Genomic DNA, 15,817 nt, shown 5'->3' on the forward strand with positions numbered 1-15,817 from the left:
CTATATCCTGTGGGATAATGTACAAGAAAATGTCTACATTCTCAGCCAAAAGTTCGTCAAAATTATATAAGACCGGTTGAGAAGCGTTATTGGCATATTTTGCCACATTATTGTCCGCATAATAATCACATCCTTAATATTGAGTTAACAATCAACCTACCTTTACACCCCTAAAATGCCCTTAAAAGTATTTAAATGCCGATTTAGTTGTTGATATTTATCGTTATTTTCCGTTACTTATGGTAGAAACGTTACTCAGTAACGACAATTAACTTTATAATTAACTATGTTGTTATGACTAATAAAATATTCAACGACCTTTTAGAAAGAGCGAAAAAAGCTAAAACGATGAAACAGTCTCTAAATATTGACAATGAGACTTGGGATTTATATGACAAAGAGAGAATTACGATAGAAGAACTCAATAAGATTACTAAAGTATTAGACACCAAGCTAACAGAAGTTCAAAAGAAACTTAATTCCGGTGATACTGACGATATCACTGAATGGTTTGGGGGGGACTAATTATGGGTATTAAGATTCGCGAAAAAAAGTTATCAAGCGGTAAGAAATCCCTTTATTTGGATATTCATCATAATGGTGAGCGTTCTTATGAGTTTCTGAAAATATATCTCACCGGAGACGAAAAGGACAAAGAGAAGCGGCGCAAGGCTGAGATTATCCGGGGGAGACGGTTGGAGCAAATTCAGAACCAAACCTACGGCCTGAAAACAGATAACAAAGAGGCGTCCTTTTACCAGTTCTTTCAGAAGATTGTCGATAAGAATAAAGAGAAAGGAATCCGCAACCATGAAGCCGTGATGAAAAAGATTAAAGAGTATCACGGCAGGGAGACCTTGCAATTTAAGCAGATCACGAAGCGATGGGTTTGGGGATTCCGGGACTTTCTTGTTGAAGATTCTAAAAAGAAGAACACCGCCCATAATTATTTTACCATATTTAAAGCTGCGATTAATTCCGCTATTAAGCGCGACATCATATCTCATAACCCGATTAAAGGAGTTGATAACATTGGATCAGAGGATACACTTAGAAACTTTCTAACTACTGATGAACTAAAGAAGCTCTGGAATACCCCATGTAAGAAGCGGGTAAAAGAAGCGTTCTTTTTTGCCTGTAATACCGGCCTGCGGATATCAGATGTGAAGCGGATTCAGTGGGGGGACGTGAAGGATGATAAAATCTCCTTTCCCCAGAAAAAAACAACGAAAGTGAATCATGTTCCCCTTAACAGGCAGGCTAAGGAGCTGATGGGAGAGAGGGGAAACCCTAATGAGTATGTTTTTAATATTCAGCGGCGTGGCAATGTTTGGAAGGTAGTCAACAAATGGGGGAAACGCGCCAACCTGGATAAAGAGATTAGTTTCCATGTGAGCCGTCACACGTTCGCGACACAGCTGCTTTCTAATGGAGCCGACATCTACACCGTAGCCGAACTGTTAGGCGTGGATCTAAAGACCGCTGAAGTTTATGCCAAGATCGTTGACCAGAAAAAAGAGGACGCTGTAAACCGTTTACCTGAAATCAACTTTTAGAATTATGACTGATAAAGAAAAACTTTTACAAGAAATGCAGAAGCAAGCAAAAAGGGCTAAAGAATTTCGGAAAGAGCGAGAGGAGACAGCCAATCCTGATATTTGGCTATTAAGCCCAACAATACCTAAAAGATTAGCTATGCGTCAATTTATTAAACGGGCAACTGATGATAAAACAAGGGGAATACAAGATTTATTGAATCAGGTAAAAGCCACAAGGAAAGGAATAGAAGCAATTTACAAGGGTAGTCCTAATATTAAAGAGCCTGGTTACAAATATTATCGTAACTCGGATGCACTAATAGAATTTATTGAAGAAGAATATTTAAACGAGGTACAAAGAGATAATGGGAAGGAATCCGAGAATAATATTTCTGAAGATTTAAAAAGACTTATTCATAGTATTGCACTTAGAAAATCAAAACATAATAATAGCCACAGTTACCAAGAAATAGCTGATGCACTTAGTTTATATCATAATCCCAAGTTAGAACTGAACGGGGAACAAGTAGCCGAAAAAATAGGGGTTCGACCCAATGTTTTTAGTACATGGAAAACAGATCTTGATGATAAAATAAAAGAATTAAATTAACATTACGCACAAAAGATTAAGAGAGACTCCTTGATTCAATAGGATTCAATACTATTCAATATTCATTCAGTTTGCCTACCTGTTACATTACTATTGAAGACAAAACAATAACAAACTTCGTTAGTAATGACTTCAAACAAACCACTCACTGCCGAAAACGCTGCCGAATATCTCGACATTTCAAAGGCTCACCTGTACAAGCTCACCAGTACAGGTAAGATTCCGCATTACAAGCCCAATGGAAAACGACTGTATTTCTATCAGGATGATCTTGATGGTTATATCCGTTCCGGGAGAGTTAAAACGAATGCCGAACTGAAATCGGAAGCTGAAGGATTTATAACGCAATAAAAAAGCCCCGCTGTTTCAGCAGCAGGGCAGGAGACGACACCTGAATATACGTGTTGTTCTCCTGAAATGCACACTATAAACGGAGACGACTATGAATAAAAGAATAAATCCCTACAAACTTTGGAACGGCTCATTTGTTCCTGAATGGCTAATGCCACGTACAGAAATATCCCAGGGTGCTAAATTGGCTTATGCAAGATTAGCCCGATTTGCCGGGAAAAATGGCTACTGCAACCCCAAAATATCAACGCTTGCTGCTGAAATTGGGGTGTCGGATCGTCAATGCAGCACCTATTTGAACGAACTTGTTGAGTATGAACTAATTGCAAAAAAACAGCGTGGTTTGGGCAAGTCAAACGAATATCACTTCTATTCCCATAAATGGATGGAACTGCCTTCAGAGGTTTCAGAGGCTTCAGGTCAAGACATGAAGAAAACTTCAGGACAGGGCGGAAGAAAACTTCATGACAAGGATGAAGATAACTTCAAGTCCCATAGTAAAGAGAGTCATAATAAAGAGAGTCAAATAGAAGAGAGAGAACTCTCCAACCTTTCTTTTGATGATTTTGATGTAGAGGAACAACCATTACAGATGGTAACCCTGCATATCTATCAGGAGATTAAAGACTTTAACGAACACCTTGATACCCTTAAGGGTGCAACGCTTGAAGAATGGATTCAGCCCCTTCAGCAGTTAATAGACGAAAGCGAGTCATTGGACGCCCATAAGCTAAATGACGTATTCTCTTTTGTAAAGAGGCATGATAACGGCTGGTGGATGGACAAGATAAAGTCTACAGACTCATTAAAGAAAAATTTTGCTAGTATTTACGGCCAATACAAGAAAGAGCAGAACGAGATATTGCCAGAATACCATGCTTTAGTGTAAATCGAAGATTATGATTAAAAAGATATTGGCACAATTCAGCAACGACTGGGACTTGCTAATCATTTTAACCCTGTATCTGATAGCAACGCAACTCCTATGAAATTAACCATTAACCAAAAAAAATAACACCATGATTAAGACTTTAGAGAAACTCCAAACCGAAGGATTTATATCACGGGTTGAGCTGACAATGGCAAAGAAAGCGATAGCTGCCGACCGGAAAGATCTCCTTTCTGGCTTTATGGATGAAGTGGCCCGGAGATTAGAAACAGCCGACATGAAGCTGACCCAAGAGGAGCTAATTGAAGAGGCTAAAGAACTTATTAATAACTGAAATGCCTTGTACTAAACCCATGATTTTATTATATTTAGGTAACGCACTTGATGCTACAGACCCGCCTTTTAAGCAGTCTGTTCAAAGGTTCAAGCCGCCTACCGATAACTTGAATTTAAAGAACAGACTATTATGAATACTGATGATCCATTAGTTGAGGCCGTAGAAAATGGCCTCGATGAAGTACAACAGAACGTAAACAAATCCCAGAAAGAGCTTAGAGAAGAGATTAAGACGCTGAAAAACCGCGTTGATGCCGCCGAGTCGAAAGCAGGCCGGTTGAATACTGGTGGAAACCAAATCTCTTTTAAAGATCAGCTCCAAACGGAACTGGCAACCAAAGCCGATAACCTCCGAGCACTTAAAGATGGTACGGGCGGCAGGGTGAATATGCAGGTAAAGGCTTCGATTTCAGATGATGCCCGCGAAGGTGCTACGCTGCCGGGTGTGCATTTTGATCCCGACAGAACAGAGCATATTTCCATGTTTCTGCCACAGGCCTCAACCAACGGCAATTCAGTCCCCTATCTTAAGGAGACTGCATACACTGACGGCACAGAGGGCCAAACCGAAGGAGAAGTTAAGGGGGAAAATAATTTCACAATTACCCAAGAGAACGCTTCGGTAGAAACCCGCGCCAGCTTCATTTCAGTACCAAAACAAATGTTGGATGATGTGAGCGTGTTATCCTCATATTTGAGCCGTAAAATGACCTCAAGGATCCTTGTGGACGAAGACACTCAGCTCTTGTATGGTACGGGGGTAAGTCCGCAGATTACAGGATTGACGCTCGAGGCTGCGGGATGGAGTCCCGTTTTAAACACTGCTTCATTCTATGATTGCCTGGCTGATGCTTCCCGTCAAGCAGAAGTGTTAGAATACAACACTGATACTATTCTGCTGCATAAGAACGATTACTGGAAGATGGCTACCGAAAAGACAAGCGGATCAGGTGAGTATTTACACCCAGCCGGTGTCCGAAGCGGAACCCAGCGTTTACGAGTTGACGGTATCCGGTGTGCACCAACCACAGCAGTTGCCGAAGGGGAGTTTTTAGTAGGCGACTTTACCCAGGGCGCAACCTATGTGTCCCGCGAAGGTGTAAACGTGCGCTTCTTTGAGCAGGATTCCGATAACGTCCAGCGTAACCTTGTTACTGTACGAGCAGAGCAGCGAATCGCATTAGCGATACATAATCCACTTGCCTTTGTGTATGGACGATTTGCACAAGGTGGAGTAAGTTAATCTTCCTGCCGGCACTGCATAGCAGTCGCTTCGCAGGGAATAATACCCCCCGCTTTTTGTTTACCGTGTTTACGTTTGAGCGGGGGGATTTTAATACTGTTTTAAACAATTTTATTATGAGTGATAAACCAGACAAATCAAGCAACTGGGGCGGTGCACGTCCGGGAGCTGGCAGACCACCCAAAGCTGATGAAGAGTTGATGATAAAAAAGATTGACGCAGCCCTTGCTCCTGATGAGGCATGGGAGCAGCTGGCTAATAAGGTCAATGATGGAAACGTGCAAGCGATACGCCTGTATTTACACTACAGGTACGGAAAGCCCAAAGAACGGGTTGAGCTGGACACCAAAATGTTAGCCGGTTTTAAGGTGATACGTGATGAAGGAAATTAAACTCCATCCTAAACAAGATGATGCCTATGAGCTTCTAACCGAAAGCAGAAAACGCTTTGTCTGTTTTGGCGGCGGTTCGCGCGGTGGTAAGTCCTGGCTGGGCTGGGTATGGCTTATCCTTTCTTGTATGCAACATCCTAACACACGGTGGTTTGTGGGCCGTGAAGAGCTGAAACGTCTTCGCAATACGACCTTAATGACGTTCTTTAAAGTGTGCGGGGAATACAACATTCCTACCGATGTTTACAGCTACAATAAACAGGATCACTACATTGAGTTTGAGAACGGATCTCGGATTGATCTATTAGAACTTAAATACAAACCTTCCGATCCCTTATTTCAGCGTTTTGGTAGTTCCGAATATACCGGGGGATGGATAGAAGAGGCCGGAGAGATAGAACACGATGCCTTTGATATCCTAAAAACAAGAGTAGGGCAGCACCGCAACCAAGAATATGACCTCACCCCTGGAAAAATACTCATTACCTGTAACCCGGAAAAGAACTGGCTATACTTTAATTTTTACCTGCCCTGGAAAAAGGACAACCTTCACAAAGATTACGCTTTTATACAGTCTCTCTATGATGATAACCCCTACAGAGAACCAGGCACTGACCAGCAGCTGGGGGCCTTAATAAACGAAGCACAAAAGCAACGCCTGAAACATGGTAATTGGGAGTATGCCGATGATCCGGACGCCTTACTTTCCCATTCAGACCTACTGGGAACCCAAGAGGTAGAGATACAGAAAGGAACAGCCTATTGCGGGGCCGACATTGCCCGGTACGGATCAGACTCCACAACGTTTGCTAAGTTTAACGGCAACCACTTAGAGAAGCTCAAAACCTTCGATAACAAGGATAATGCAGAGGTAGCCAACCGGCTGCTTGCCTTCATAGCTACAGAGGCTATACTACCTAAAAACTGCGGTATTGATACGGTAGGACTGGGAGCCGGTGTATTTGATAACATGAAAGAAAAGGGTAAGACCTGCACGGAAGTTATTTCAGGAGCTAAACCCACAAAGCAATATGATAGTTTCAGCTTTAAGAACCTGCGCAGTCAAATGTGGTGGCAGTTCAGAGAGGACGTAAAGAACAAGAAGATCGTTATTGATTTCAATGATGAAGAACTCCGAAGCGACCTAACAGCACCCCGTTACAGTATTGTAGGGGAGAAGATGATCCAGGTTGAAAGTAAGTCCGACATTAAGAAACGCCTGGGACGCTCCCCGGATAAAGGGGACGCCGTTGTCTATGCCAACGCTATGAGAGCAGGCATCATTAAAACGAAAAAGATATTACGTGTTTCAATGGCAGGATAACCAAGTAATTGCTTTGATTATACAAGTATGATTCAAGGTTAAACTGTTCAATGTTAAACTATAAAGATATACAGATAAGATATAACATAAGTTATTATTAACATGAAATATCCTCTTATACACTTTAAAGACTGTTTTTTAGTTATGAGTAACGTTTCCGGTAACAAATTGACAGGATGTCACACTAAAACGAACCCTATTGTCATGTTTGAACCACAGATAGAAGAGCTTCGCCAGTACATGGGCCACTTGGATGAAAAGATCGCAACGTACCGGAAGCAGGGCAGAGACCCCGGCCGACTTATCGAAAACAAGGCCAGGGCAGCCAATACGATAGCACAGCTGAAGCAGGCCCAGCAGGGTAATACTACACCATGCCTAAAGGGGAGATCGCCCCGCTAACGGCAAATATGAAAGCCGATATACATACTTTTATACACATTAACTGAAAAACACGAATATTATGCACTTTGACGCGCAAACGATGTGGAGCACCAATAACAATAATACTTTTAAAGGTACGGGGGTTCACCTGGATTCTGTTCAGGAGCGTTTCAGCTTAGGGGACAGCTTATGGTTTGAAAATGGAGATGGATACCTGGGGAACCTGCAAATAGCAGATACGCTTTCAATGGGAGCTGCGGGACAGATAACAAATACGAATAATGATTATTCATTAGATGAGGACGGTCTATCCTACCAGGTACCCGATGATACGCTTGATATCAGCAAGTCTGTAACCTGGGAGAATGGGGGAAGTGTAGTTGCTCAAATTGGAGCCGCACATGACACAACCGGAAACTTTGATTTGTTAGAATATAATTCTGGACTTCATAGTTTTAAAGTGAATGGTAATCAGATAATCGGATTGCAGGATAATCTGGCCTTCTTTAATAAGCCTCCTGTAGTTCCCCGGCTAACAGATACAGAGAGAGATAATCTAACTGTTCCTACTGGCTCTATCATCTTTAATACTGATGCCAACCGATTTCAGGGAATGAACCTGAACGGAAACTGGAAAGATCTAAGTCAATAATCTTACACCCCAAAAAATTAAATATTATGTCCGCAGTAGCCACAATCAGAACACCCGAACAAAGTATACTCTTATCCGATGGATTGGCCGTTGATACAAGCGGGGCAGACCCCGATAATTTTCAGCTTACCGAAGATCGTATTCATAGCCGGGACTGTAAAAAAGTAGCTAAGATAAATGATACAGTAGGTTTGCTCTGGGTAGGGAATGGCGTAACCTTGGTTGACGAGTTTGCCACCCTTGCAAAAGGACGCACCGGCCGGGAGGTTGCCGATGAGCTTTCAGAGTTTCTTAAACTAAAGACTGATAGCAGCCTATACAACGAACCCTGGTATAACATCAATGTAAGTATTGCCTGTTATGAGAACGGCCAGATGTGGGGTTACAGTGTCCGGTCTAAAACACCCATTCCCCTGAAGCCAACCCGCAGCCCCGTAAGTACCGGTTGTTACTGCATGGCAGCCCTCAAAGATCCCGGTAAGGCATCTCAGGAGCTGGAGCAGCGATTCGTTAGCCACAGAGCCACAAAGAACGTGAGACAGTCCGCAATAGCAGCTTTTACCGACTTTGTAAAAGAAGATGATTTGTTAGGCGGTGAGATATTCTGTGAGGTGATAAATCCAAAGACACAAAGCAAGTTTAGAAAGGCTCTGATGAATTAACCCTCTGATTTGGTAAGTAGGCTTATTTAATCAATATTACTGGTACTCTCTTGATGAATAGTTAGGCCCTGCAGGTTGATAGCTTGCAGGGCTTTTAATTTTAATCAAATCTCAATTGTAAAAGGATCATAAGGCCCCTCAATATTGCCACCAAAAATGTTGTTTACCCTCCTGTTGATCATGGCCCTGAATATGGGTTCTATCAAATCCTTTAGGTCTAATGTATAGCCCCTTATTACCTCTTTGTAAGGGTTTTCAAATAATTCAGCATACTCAACCGCATAAGGCATTGTGAAAGCAACTTCATTATCACCTATGGTTATATCTAACTCTGAATTTATTTTATTTAATGATGGCTCGAGTTCCTTTAATCCCTTGGGCTTTTTGGCATAGTCTTCAAATTTTACTTGAGCCCTAATACGAAGTATAAGAAAATCCCCCTCATATTCTGTGTCAATAATTTCTACATTAAATGTATATTCATCCATATTGTACCCCGTCTTTTGATGAAGAATTGAAAAGTAAGTTATAATATTATATCGAAAAGCCAAATTCCGAACGAATCCCTTTCCGAAAGATTTAACACTAACTTAATATGAAAGCGCTGGCAGTTCCTTATATTCTGTTACTCAAAGATCCAAGTATAAAAGAAAAAAAGGAAACCGTTATTATAACGTTACCAGTTGGATTTATGACCGATGATAAGTAGTTGTTTTTATTATACTTATCGCCAGGTCAAGCCATACTATTGAGTTAACATTATTCTCCTTTTTTTCGGATATATTTAGGATCTCAAAATAGAGAACAGCACACACGGCATATACACTATTAATTTAAGTACGAGATAATGGTTGACAAATATTTGTTTTTGGTTTTTTTTAGCGGAATCCTGTTAGCTTCCTGCGGTTCGGGTGGAGGTTCAGAAGATCAGCTTTCAGGTGAAATAAAAATCGATGGTTCGAGCACCGTATTCCCCATATCCGAGGCTGTCGCTGAAGAATTCCGAACGGAAGCTCCTGATGTTCGGGTAACAGTTGGAGTCTCGGGAACAGGAGGGGGTTTTCAGAAATTTTTGCGGGGCGATACTGATATTAATAATGCCTCCCGTGAAATACAGCCCAGTGAAGTTAAAACGGCTGAAGAAAATGGCATTGAATATGTACAGTTATCAGTTGCTTACGACGGACTTGCTGTTGTCGTTCATCCCGAAAATGACTGGGTGGACTATTTTACGGTGGAAGAGCTTAAGAAAATATGGGAACCTGAAGCCCAGGGTGAAATAACGCGGTGGAGTGATGTGCGTGAGGAATGGCCTGATGAAGAACTTCATCTTTTTGGTCCCGGTGTAGCTTCCGGTACCTTTGATTACTTCACAGAGACAATCGTAGGGGAAAGCGGTGCCAGCAGGGGCGATTTTACCGCAAGCGAGGACGATAATGTGCTTGTTCAGGGAGTAAGTACAGATAAGTACGCACTGGGATTCTTTGGCCTTGCGTACTATGAAGAGAATAAGGAAAGTTTAAAACTTGCAGGGGTACAGAATGGAGCCGGCAATGTTGTGAGGCCCACCATGCAAACCGTATCGGACGGAACCTACGAGCCGTTATCCCGGCCGCTCTTTATTTATGTCAGAAAAGAAGCAGCACAGCAAGAAAATGTTCAGCAATTTGTCCATTTTTATCTGGATAATGCTCCTATGTTAGCTGAGCAAATAGGTTATATTCCCATGCCGGACTCCGTTTATCAGGTGCAGAGGAAAAAGTTTGAGGAGTTTGCCGGCAGCCAAACTGACTCAGTTTCCACGGGCAGCGATAGCTAACCTTTAAGCGCTGGAGGGAATAATAACCAATTCAGTAATTCATGGCGCGAAATGCGGATATGAGATTAAAAGAAAAAATCATTGAAAAGGTGCTTGCTGTCTGCGCCTTGATTACGATTCTGACCACCGTTGGAATTGTATTGATCCTGACCATAGAAGCGATCAGCTTTTTTCGGGAAGTATCCATCGTTGAATTTTTGACCTCTACGAGGTGGACACCGCTTTTTACCCAGAAAAGCTACGGTATTTTACCCCTGCTGTCGGGTACATTTTTAACTACTGTTATTGCTATTTCAGTGGCATTGCCCGTGGGACTCACGATTGCCATATATCTCAATGAATATGCCTCCAACACATTTCGGAGTATTTTAAAACCGCTGCTTGAAATTCTGGCCGTGGTACCCACTGTTGTATACGGTTTCTTTGCACTGATGATTGTGACTCCTTTTTTAAAAACCTTTATTCCTGAGTTGTCGGGATTTAACGCTCTTTCAGCCGGTCTTGTGATGGGTATTATGATTATTCCCTTTGTCTCTTCTCTCAGTGAGGATGCATTGAGCTCCGTGCCGTATTCACTGCGAGAGGCCTCTTTCGGAATGGGATCCACAAAATTTCAGACCGCATTTCGCGTCATGGTACCGGCCGCTTCATCCGGTATTATCGTGTCCGCAATTTTAGCGGTTTCCCGGGCCATCGGTGAAACTATGATTGTCGCCATTGCCGCCGGACAGCAACCTCGTTTTACCCTTGACCCGACTGTCCCCATAGAAACCATTACCGCTTATATTGTGCAGGTTAGCATGGGGGATGTGCCTCACGGGTCAACGGCATACCAGACCATTTTTGCGGCAGGGATTACACTTTTTATTTTCACCTTTATTCTGAATAACATCAGCTACTGGATCAAAGCAAGGTACCAGGAGGATTATGAATAATACCAACTCAAGCAGGTTTAAGGATAAGGCTTTTAGGGTCTTTGGACTGTCTGCCATTATTTTTTGCATGCTTACGCTGGTTATTTTTATAGGGTTCATCATATACCAGGGAGCCGGCCGGCTGAGCTGGGACTTTATGACGAGCCTGCCTTCGCGTTTCGCTGAAAGATCCGGCATCTATACGGCCTGGATCGGCACCCTGTGGGTATTGGTATTGACGACCCTTATTTCATTTCCGCTTGGTGTAGGAGCAGGGATCTACCTCGAGGAATATGGGAACAAGGGAAAACTCAGCAAACTGCTGGAAATTAATATCGCTAACCTGGCCGGTGTACCTTCCATTATTTACGGCCTGTTGGGACTACAGGTATTCGTACGCATGATGAAGATGGGAAATAGTATCCTGGCCGGGGCGTTGACGCTGGCACTGCTTATTTTGCCGATTATTATTGTATCAACCCGGGAGGCCCTGCGTGCGGTGCCGAGCTCTATTAAAGAAGCATCCGTAGCGCTTGGAGCCTCCAAGTGGCAGACAATATGGAAGCAGACCCTGCCTGCTTCCTTTGGCGGTATTCTGACGGGCGTTATTCTGGCTATTTCCAGGGCCGTGGGAGAGACCGCACCCCTTATTGTGATAGGTGCCCTTGCTTATGTTCCCTTTGTGCCCGAAAGTCCCTTTGATGAGTTTACCGTGCTGCCCATCCAGATTTTCAACTGGGTTTCTCGGCCACAACACGAATTTGCCATCAACGCAGCAGCTGCTATTATTGTGCTGCTGTTTATTACTTTTCTGATGAACGGCATCGCCGTCTATCTTAGAAATCGCTGGCAGCAAAAGATCAACTGGTAGGAAATAAATAATCTATAGCGTTCAAAAATACCATTCTTGAATATGGAAGAAGTAAGCTCAGGCACAACAGGTCCCAAGGCTACCAAAATGAAAACGGAGCCGAAACTCAGCTCCGATAATGAAACCTATAAATTGCGTGCCAGAAACATCGACGTTTTTTATGGGGATTTCCAGGCCATATATGATATAAGTCTCGATATTCTTGATCACTCCATCACTGCTTTTATCGGACCTTCCGGATGCGGAAAGTCTACCTTTCTGCGTCTTTTTAACCGGATGAACGACTATATAGACAGCTTTCGCATGAATGGAAGAATTCTGCTTGAGGAAGAGGATATTTATGCCTCGTCTGTAAAAGTAGAAGAACTGCGCAAGAAAATAGGAATGGTCTTTCAGAAACCGAATCCTTTTCCCAAGTCCATTTATGAAAATGTGGCCTACGGACTGCGCATTCAGGGGATCAAGGACGAAGATTTTATCGAGCAGCGTGTGGTAGAATCCCTGAAGCAGGCGACCCTTTACGATGAAATCAAGGATGATCTTGATAAGCAGGCTCTGACGCTTTCAGGGGGACAACAACAGCGTCTGTGCATAGCCAGGACACTGGCAGTCAAGCCTTCTGTTTTGCTGATGGATGAGCCTACTTCGGCTCTGGACCCTATTTCCACAGCTAAAATCGAAGAACTTATTTTTGAGCTGAAGAAAAAATACACCATTGTAATTGTTACACATAATATGCAGCAGGCGGGACGTATCAGCGATAATACCGCCTTTTTATATATGGGAAAACTGATTGAATATGGCGATACTCAAAAAATATTTACAAATCCTGAAAAAGATCGTACACAGAACTATATTACCGGTCGATTCGGTTAATTATATAACGACGAATTTCAGACCCAACAAGAGGCTCATCCCATGTCAAATTTAGATAACGAAGTTAAGATCTTGAAAGACAATATTTTAGAGCTTATGTTTTTGGTAAAGAATCAGCTTGAAAAGGGCCAAAAAGCACTGGATCACTTTGATGAAGAGCTGGCACATGAAATTACGGAGAACGAAAAAAGAGTAGATAGCCTGGAGCTGACCATTGACAGAGACTGCGAAAACTTGCTGGCTCTTTACAACCCTGTGGCCGTGGATCTTCGCTTTGTAATGGCTGCTTTTAAAATTAACTCAGACCTTGAGCGCATAGGTGACCACGCCAACAGTATTGCCAAATATATTCTCGATTTCGGCAAAGAGATGGAAGATGAGGCTATTCAGAAAATGCGGGTTGACGAGATGTATGTTACCTCCCTGAAAATGATGAGCAATATTTTTAACGCTTTTATAACCGAAGATACCGAACTCGCCCGCAAGGTTTTTAAACTTGATAAAACACTGAATCAGATTAATCGGGAGGTTTCGGCCATAACGGCCGAGCTTATTCGTTCCGATATTGAACAGATACAAAATTATCTGTACCTTTTTTCGATTGTCCGGAAACTGGAGCGGGTAGGGGATTTAACGAAGAATATTGCCGAAGAATTTATTTTCTATATTGAAGCCAAGGTATTGAAGCACAAGAAAATGAAGTCGCAGAACGACAATAACAATACCGATAGTTAGACAAGGTTTATCTATCTCAGCTCGCCAGTTACAACTGAAAAACAGCACTCAAATAGGTCAGGGACCGGCAGTCCTTTTTAAAAGCTGTCATAATTCAAATCCCTTTTTCTCAGTATCTGAGACAACGCTGTTCAGAAGCCAGTGCAAAGTGGATAAGTAACGAAATAGAAAATCCATGAACAGGTTTTGATTGGTCATTTAAAAAATAATCAAACCAGCATTGCAGTGAGTTCTGAATAAAAGGATAGAAATGAATTATCAACATTTCAGCTGTTGAACCTGCAGGCTTTGCATCGGTTAAGTGGGAAGGAGGTTTTTCAAAGACCTTATTTGATTTGTATATCGGCATAAACAAACGATCAGCACATTAGGAAACAAGCATATTTATGAAAGTACCATTACTGCGCATAGGATATTTGTGTATTATAATCATGACCTTTCAAATCAATAATGTCGTCGGCCAGGTGTCCGCTCCGGATAAAGGCAGCTTCAGCGGCCTTATTTTTAGTGATTATTACTGGTTTGCGGAAAGTCATAATGCCGATCTGAAAGGAAAAAATGGGTTTTGGTTTCGCCGTATCTACTTTACATACGATCACGAAATCAGCAACTCTTTTTCCAGTCGGTTGCGGTTAGAGATGAGCAGCCCCGGCGATTTTGCCAGTAATGAAAAAATGACGCCCGTAGTAAAGGATATCTTTTTGAGATGGGAGAGAGCAGGTCATCAGATTACGGCCGGGATATCATCAACACCTATCTTCGGACTCATAGAGGATGTATGGGGCTACCGGCCGGTAGAAAAAGCTCCACAGGATCTCTTTGGATTTGGAAGTTCTCGTGATTTCGGGGTGTCATTCAAAGGAGCGTTAGGTAGCGATCAGCAGGCCGGTTATCATCTTTTTATCGGGAACGGGAACAGTAACAAAGCCGAACTCAACAAAGGCAAAAAAATTATGCTTGCGTTAAGCTATAATCTGACCGATCACCTTGTTTTACAGGTGTACGGAGACTGGGATGATCGTCCGGGCAGCAGCGACTGGAAAACGGTTCAAGGTTTTAGCGGTTATCAGTCGGAACACTTTAATTTCGGGATATCATATACTCATCAAATTCGGGAAAATATTAATAATAGTTTGGGAGACAATGAATTAGACTTAGTTTCCTTGTTTACCAATATGGAGCTTACTGATAATATCAAAGGCTTTGCCCGGGCTGATCACCTGTTTGATCCGGTTCTTGATGGAGAATCCATCAGCTATCTTCCCATGAGTTCTGCCGCAGAATCAGCTACTTTTTTAGTCGGAGGAGTAGATCTTTCCCTACATGAAAATATACATCTGATACCGAATGTTGAAACGGTCGTGTATGGAGAGAATGAAGCCGGCGTTCGACCCAATAGTGACATTGTCCCACGCCTGACACTTTTTTATACTTTTTAGGGTAGATTAATCACAGTCATTCTTAGGGGATTTTGCGAAAGCGGTTCTTCGGCCGATGTCGGGTTATCGGTTGTTTGAAGTTCTCATATTACATATGGAGATGGCTATTACTGCGACACAGTGATACCATCTCCATTTGTTTAGGCCATGAACAAACTCCCGGCTTTCAAAGTACTCGCTCATTGGATAACCCCGTCGATAATATGGACCACTCCGTTGTCAGCTTGAATATTACTTTCAATGAGCGGATAATTTTGGATGGAAAGACTATTATTATCCATTTGTGCAACTTCTACCGTTAGCCCGCTCAGGCAGGTCATTTGTGACATATGCTGTAAACTTCGTTTGGTAGCCGTACCAGTGATAATATGATTCAAGATTAATTGGGAATTATTTTTTTCACTTGCTGAAATTTTAGCAAACGCTCCGTTGGAGGGAGCAAAAACAGTAAACGAACCGTTGCGCTGATCAAAGCGGTCATCGAGCCCCGCACGTTCTATTGCAGCGGCAAATTGTGAGGTTTGCCCGTTACTTTTTAAGACCTCCAAAACCGTTTGGGCGTCAGTGGTGGTATAAGATCCCATAAGTAACAGGAGTGTAACGGCTCCAAGGAATTTTCGGCATCGATTTTTCATAATAGTAACCTTTTTAGCGTTCGGCAGTAGTAATAACGAACGGTTTGTTGAACTATTTTGCAACTATAATATTACAAATATGCGGAGATACCAATATCATGTTATTTTAGTTTTGTAGGACTAATTAGTTCCGATATACTCCTGAAG

At 42.4% G+C, this 15,817-nt stretch carries 20 protein-coding genes; 18 read left to right on the forward strand and 2 right to left on the reverse strand.

The genetic code is table 11. The annotated features are described in order from the left end of the window. Positions 1–294 precede the first annotated feature (294 nt). From BUB16_RS10150 to BUB16_RS10205, 12 genes are all read left to right on the forward strand, one after another. Entirely contained in the window at positions 295–525 is a 231-nt protein-coding gene (locus BUB16_RS10150; protein WP_073063233.1) for a hypothetical protein, read from the forward strand. A 2-nt stretch (positions 526–527) separates the two neighbouring features. Next, positions 528–1,556 (forward strand): site-specific integrase, encoded by a 1,029-nt coding sequence (locus BUB16_RS10155; protein ID WP_170864356.1) that lies wholly within the window; start codon positions 528–530, stop codon positions 1,554–1,556. Positions 1,557–1,560: 4 nt separating this feature from the next. Continuing rightward, the gene (locus BUB16_RS10160) at positions 1,561–2,148 is read left to right on the forward strand and encodes a hypothetical protein (RefSeq protein ID WP_073063239.1); all 588 of its coding nucleotides are present in this window, start codon (positions 1,561–1,563) and stop codon (positions 2,146–2,148) included. 126 nt (positions 2,149–2,274) lie between these two features. Continuing rightward, the gene (locus tag BUB16_RS10165; RefSeq protein ID WP_073063242.1) at positions 2,275–2,499 is read left to right on the forward strand and encodes a helix-turn-helix domain-containing protein; all 225 of its coding nucleotides are present in this window, start codon (positions 2,275–2,277) and stop codon (positions 2,497–2,499) included. Between the two features lie 91 nt (positions 2,500–2,590). Then, positions 2,591–3,388: a helix-turn-helix domain-containing protein gene (locus BUB16_RS10170; RefSeq protein WP_073063245.1), complete on the forward strand. Its 798-nt coding sequence runs from the start codon at positions 2,591–2,593 to the stop codon at positions 3,386–3,388. Between the two features lie 130 nt (positions 3,389–3,518). Next, positions 3,519–3,722, forward strand: a complete 204-nt coding sequence (locus tag BUB16_RS10175) for a hypothetical protein (RefSeq protein WP_073063247.1) — start codon at positions 3,519–3,521, stop codon at positions 3,720–3,722. Between the two features lie 132 nt (positions 3,723–3,854). Further along, a complete protein-coding gene (locus BUB16_RS10180; RefSeq protein WP_073063250.1) occupies positions 3,855–4,967 on the forward strand; it encodes a phage major capsid protein in 1,113 nt (370 codons plus the stop codon). A 116-nt stretch (positions 4,968–5,083) separates the two neighbouring features. Continuing rightward, a complete protein-coding gene (locus BUB16_RS10185) occupies positions 5,084–5,359 on the forward strand; it encodes a hypothetical protein (RefSeq protein WP_139240264.1) in 276 nt (91 codons plus the stop codon). Next, complete coding sequence (locus BUB16_RS10190) at positions 5,346–6,683, forward strand: phage terminase large subunit (RefSeq protein WP_073063257.1); 1,338 nt, start codon at positions 5,346–5,348, stop codon at positions 6,681–6,683. The genes BUB16_RS10185 and BUB16_RS10190 overlap by 14 nt, the downstream gene beginning before the upstream one ends. Positions 6,684–6,887: 204 nt before the next feature. Further along, positions 6,888–7,085 carry a hypothetical protein gene (locus BUB16_RS10195; protein WP_139240266.1) on the forward strand — a complete coding sequence of 66 codons (198 nt, stop codon included), beginning with the start codon at positions 6,888–6,890 and terminating at the stop codon, positions 7,083–7,085. Between the two features lie 61 nt (positions 7,086–7,146). Beyond that, complete coding sequence (locus tag BUB16_RS10200; protein WP_073063263.1) at positions 7,147–7,719, forward strand: hypothetical protein; 573 nt, start codon at positions 7,147–7,149, stop codon at positions 7,717–7,719. 26 nt (positions 7,720–7,745) lie between these two features. Next, positions 7,746–8,381 (forward strand): hypothetical protein, encoded by a 636-nt coding sequence (locus BUB16_RS10205; protein ID WP_073063267.1) that lies wholly within the window; start codon positions 7,746–7,748, stop codon positions 8,379–8,381. 104 nt (positions 8,382–8,485) lie between these two features. Here the strand turns inward: BUB16_RS10205 and BUB16_RS10210 are convergent, their stop codons facing one another. Continuing rightward, positions 8,486–8,869 carry a hypothetical protein gene (locus BUB16_RS10210; RefSeq protein WP_073063271.1) on the reverse strand — a complete coding sequence of 128 codons (384 nt, stop codon included), beginning with the start codon at positions 8,867–8,869 and terminating at the stop codon, positions 8,486–8,488. A gap of 359 nt (positions 8,870–9,228) precedes the next feature. Here BUB16_RS10210 and BUB16_RS10215 point away from each other — a divergent pair, with 359 nt between their 5' ends. The 6 genes from BUB16_RS10215 to BUB16_RS10240 all read left to right on the forward strand — a co-directional run bounded on the left by BUB16_RS10215 (position 9,229) and on the right by BUB16_RS10240 (position 15,035). Further along, a complete protein-coding gene (locus BUB16_RS10215) occupies positions 9,229–10,200 on the forward strand; it encodes a PstS family phosphate ABC transporter substrate-binding protein (RefSeq protein WP_073063275.1) in 972 nt (323 codons plus the stop codon). A 59-nt stretch (positions 10,201–10,259) separates the two neighbouring features. Continuing rightward, the gene (gene pstC, locus BUB16_RS10220) at positions 10,260–11,135 is read left to right on the forward strand and encodes a phosphate ABC transporter permease subunit PstC (protein ID WP_073063472.1); all 876 of its coding nucleotides are present in this window, start codon (positions 10,260–10,262) and stop codon (positions 11,133–11,135) included. Beyond that, positions 11,128–11,985: a phosphate ABC transporter permease PstA gene (gene pstA / locus BUB16_RS10225; RefSeq protein WP_073063278.1), complete on the forward strand. Its 858-nt coding sequence runs from the start codon at positions 11,128–11,130 to the stop codon at positions 11,983–11,985. Before pstC ends, pstA begins: the two co-directional genes overlap by 8 nt. Before the next feature lie 87 nt (positions 11,986–12,072). Next, on the forward strand, positions 12,073–12,861 hold the full coding sequence (gene pstB, locus BUB16_RS10230) for a phosphate ABC transporter ATP-binding protein PstB (protein WP_073063280.1): 789 nt from the start codon (positions 12,073–12,075) through the stop codon (positions 12,859–12,861). 42 nt (positions 12,862–12,903) lie between these two features. Beyond that, positions 12,904–13,596: a phosphate signaling complex protein PhoU gene (gene phoU / locus BUB16_RS10235; protein WP_073063283.1), complete on the forward strand. Its 693-nt coding sequence runs from the start codon at positions 12,904–12,906 to the stop codon at positions 13,594–13,596. Positions 13,597–13,982: 386 nt separating this feature from the next. Then, positions 13,983–15,035 (forward strand): hypothetical protein, encoded by a 1,053-nt coding sequence (locus BUB16_RS10240; RefSeq protein ID WP_073063286.1) that lies wholly within the window; start codon positions 13,983–13,985, stop codon positions 15,033–15,035. A gap of 179 nt (positions 15,036–15,214) precedes the next feature. Here the strand turns inward: BUB16_RS10240 and BUB16_RS10245 are convergent, their stop codons facing one another. Then, positions 15,215–15,670 (reverse strand): fasciclin domain-containing protein, encoded by a 456-nt coding sequence (locus BUB16_RS10245; protein ID WP_073063289.1) that lies wholly within the window; start codon positions 15,668–15,670, stop codon positions 15,215–15,217. Positions 15,671–15,817: the final 147 nt, after the last annotated feature.

It is taken from the genome of Fodinibius roseus, from assembly GCF_900129315.1.
Lineage (GTDB): Bacteria > Bacteroidota > Rhodothermia > Balneolales > Balneolaceae > Fodinibius > Fodinibius roseus.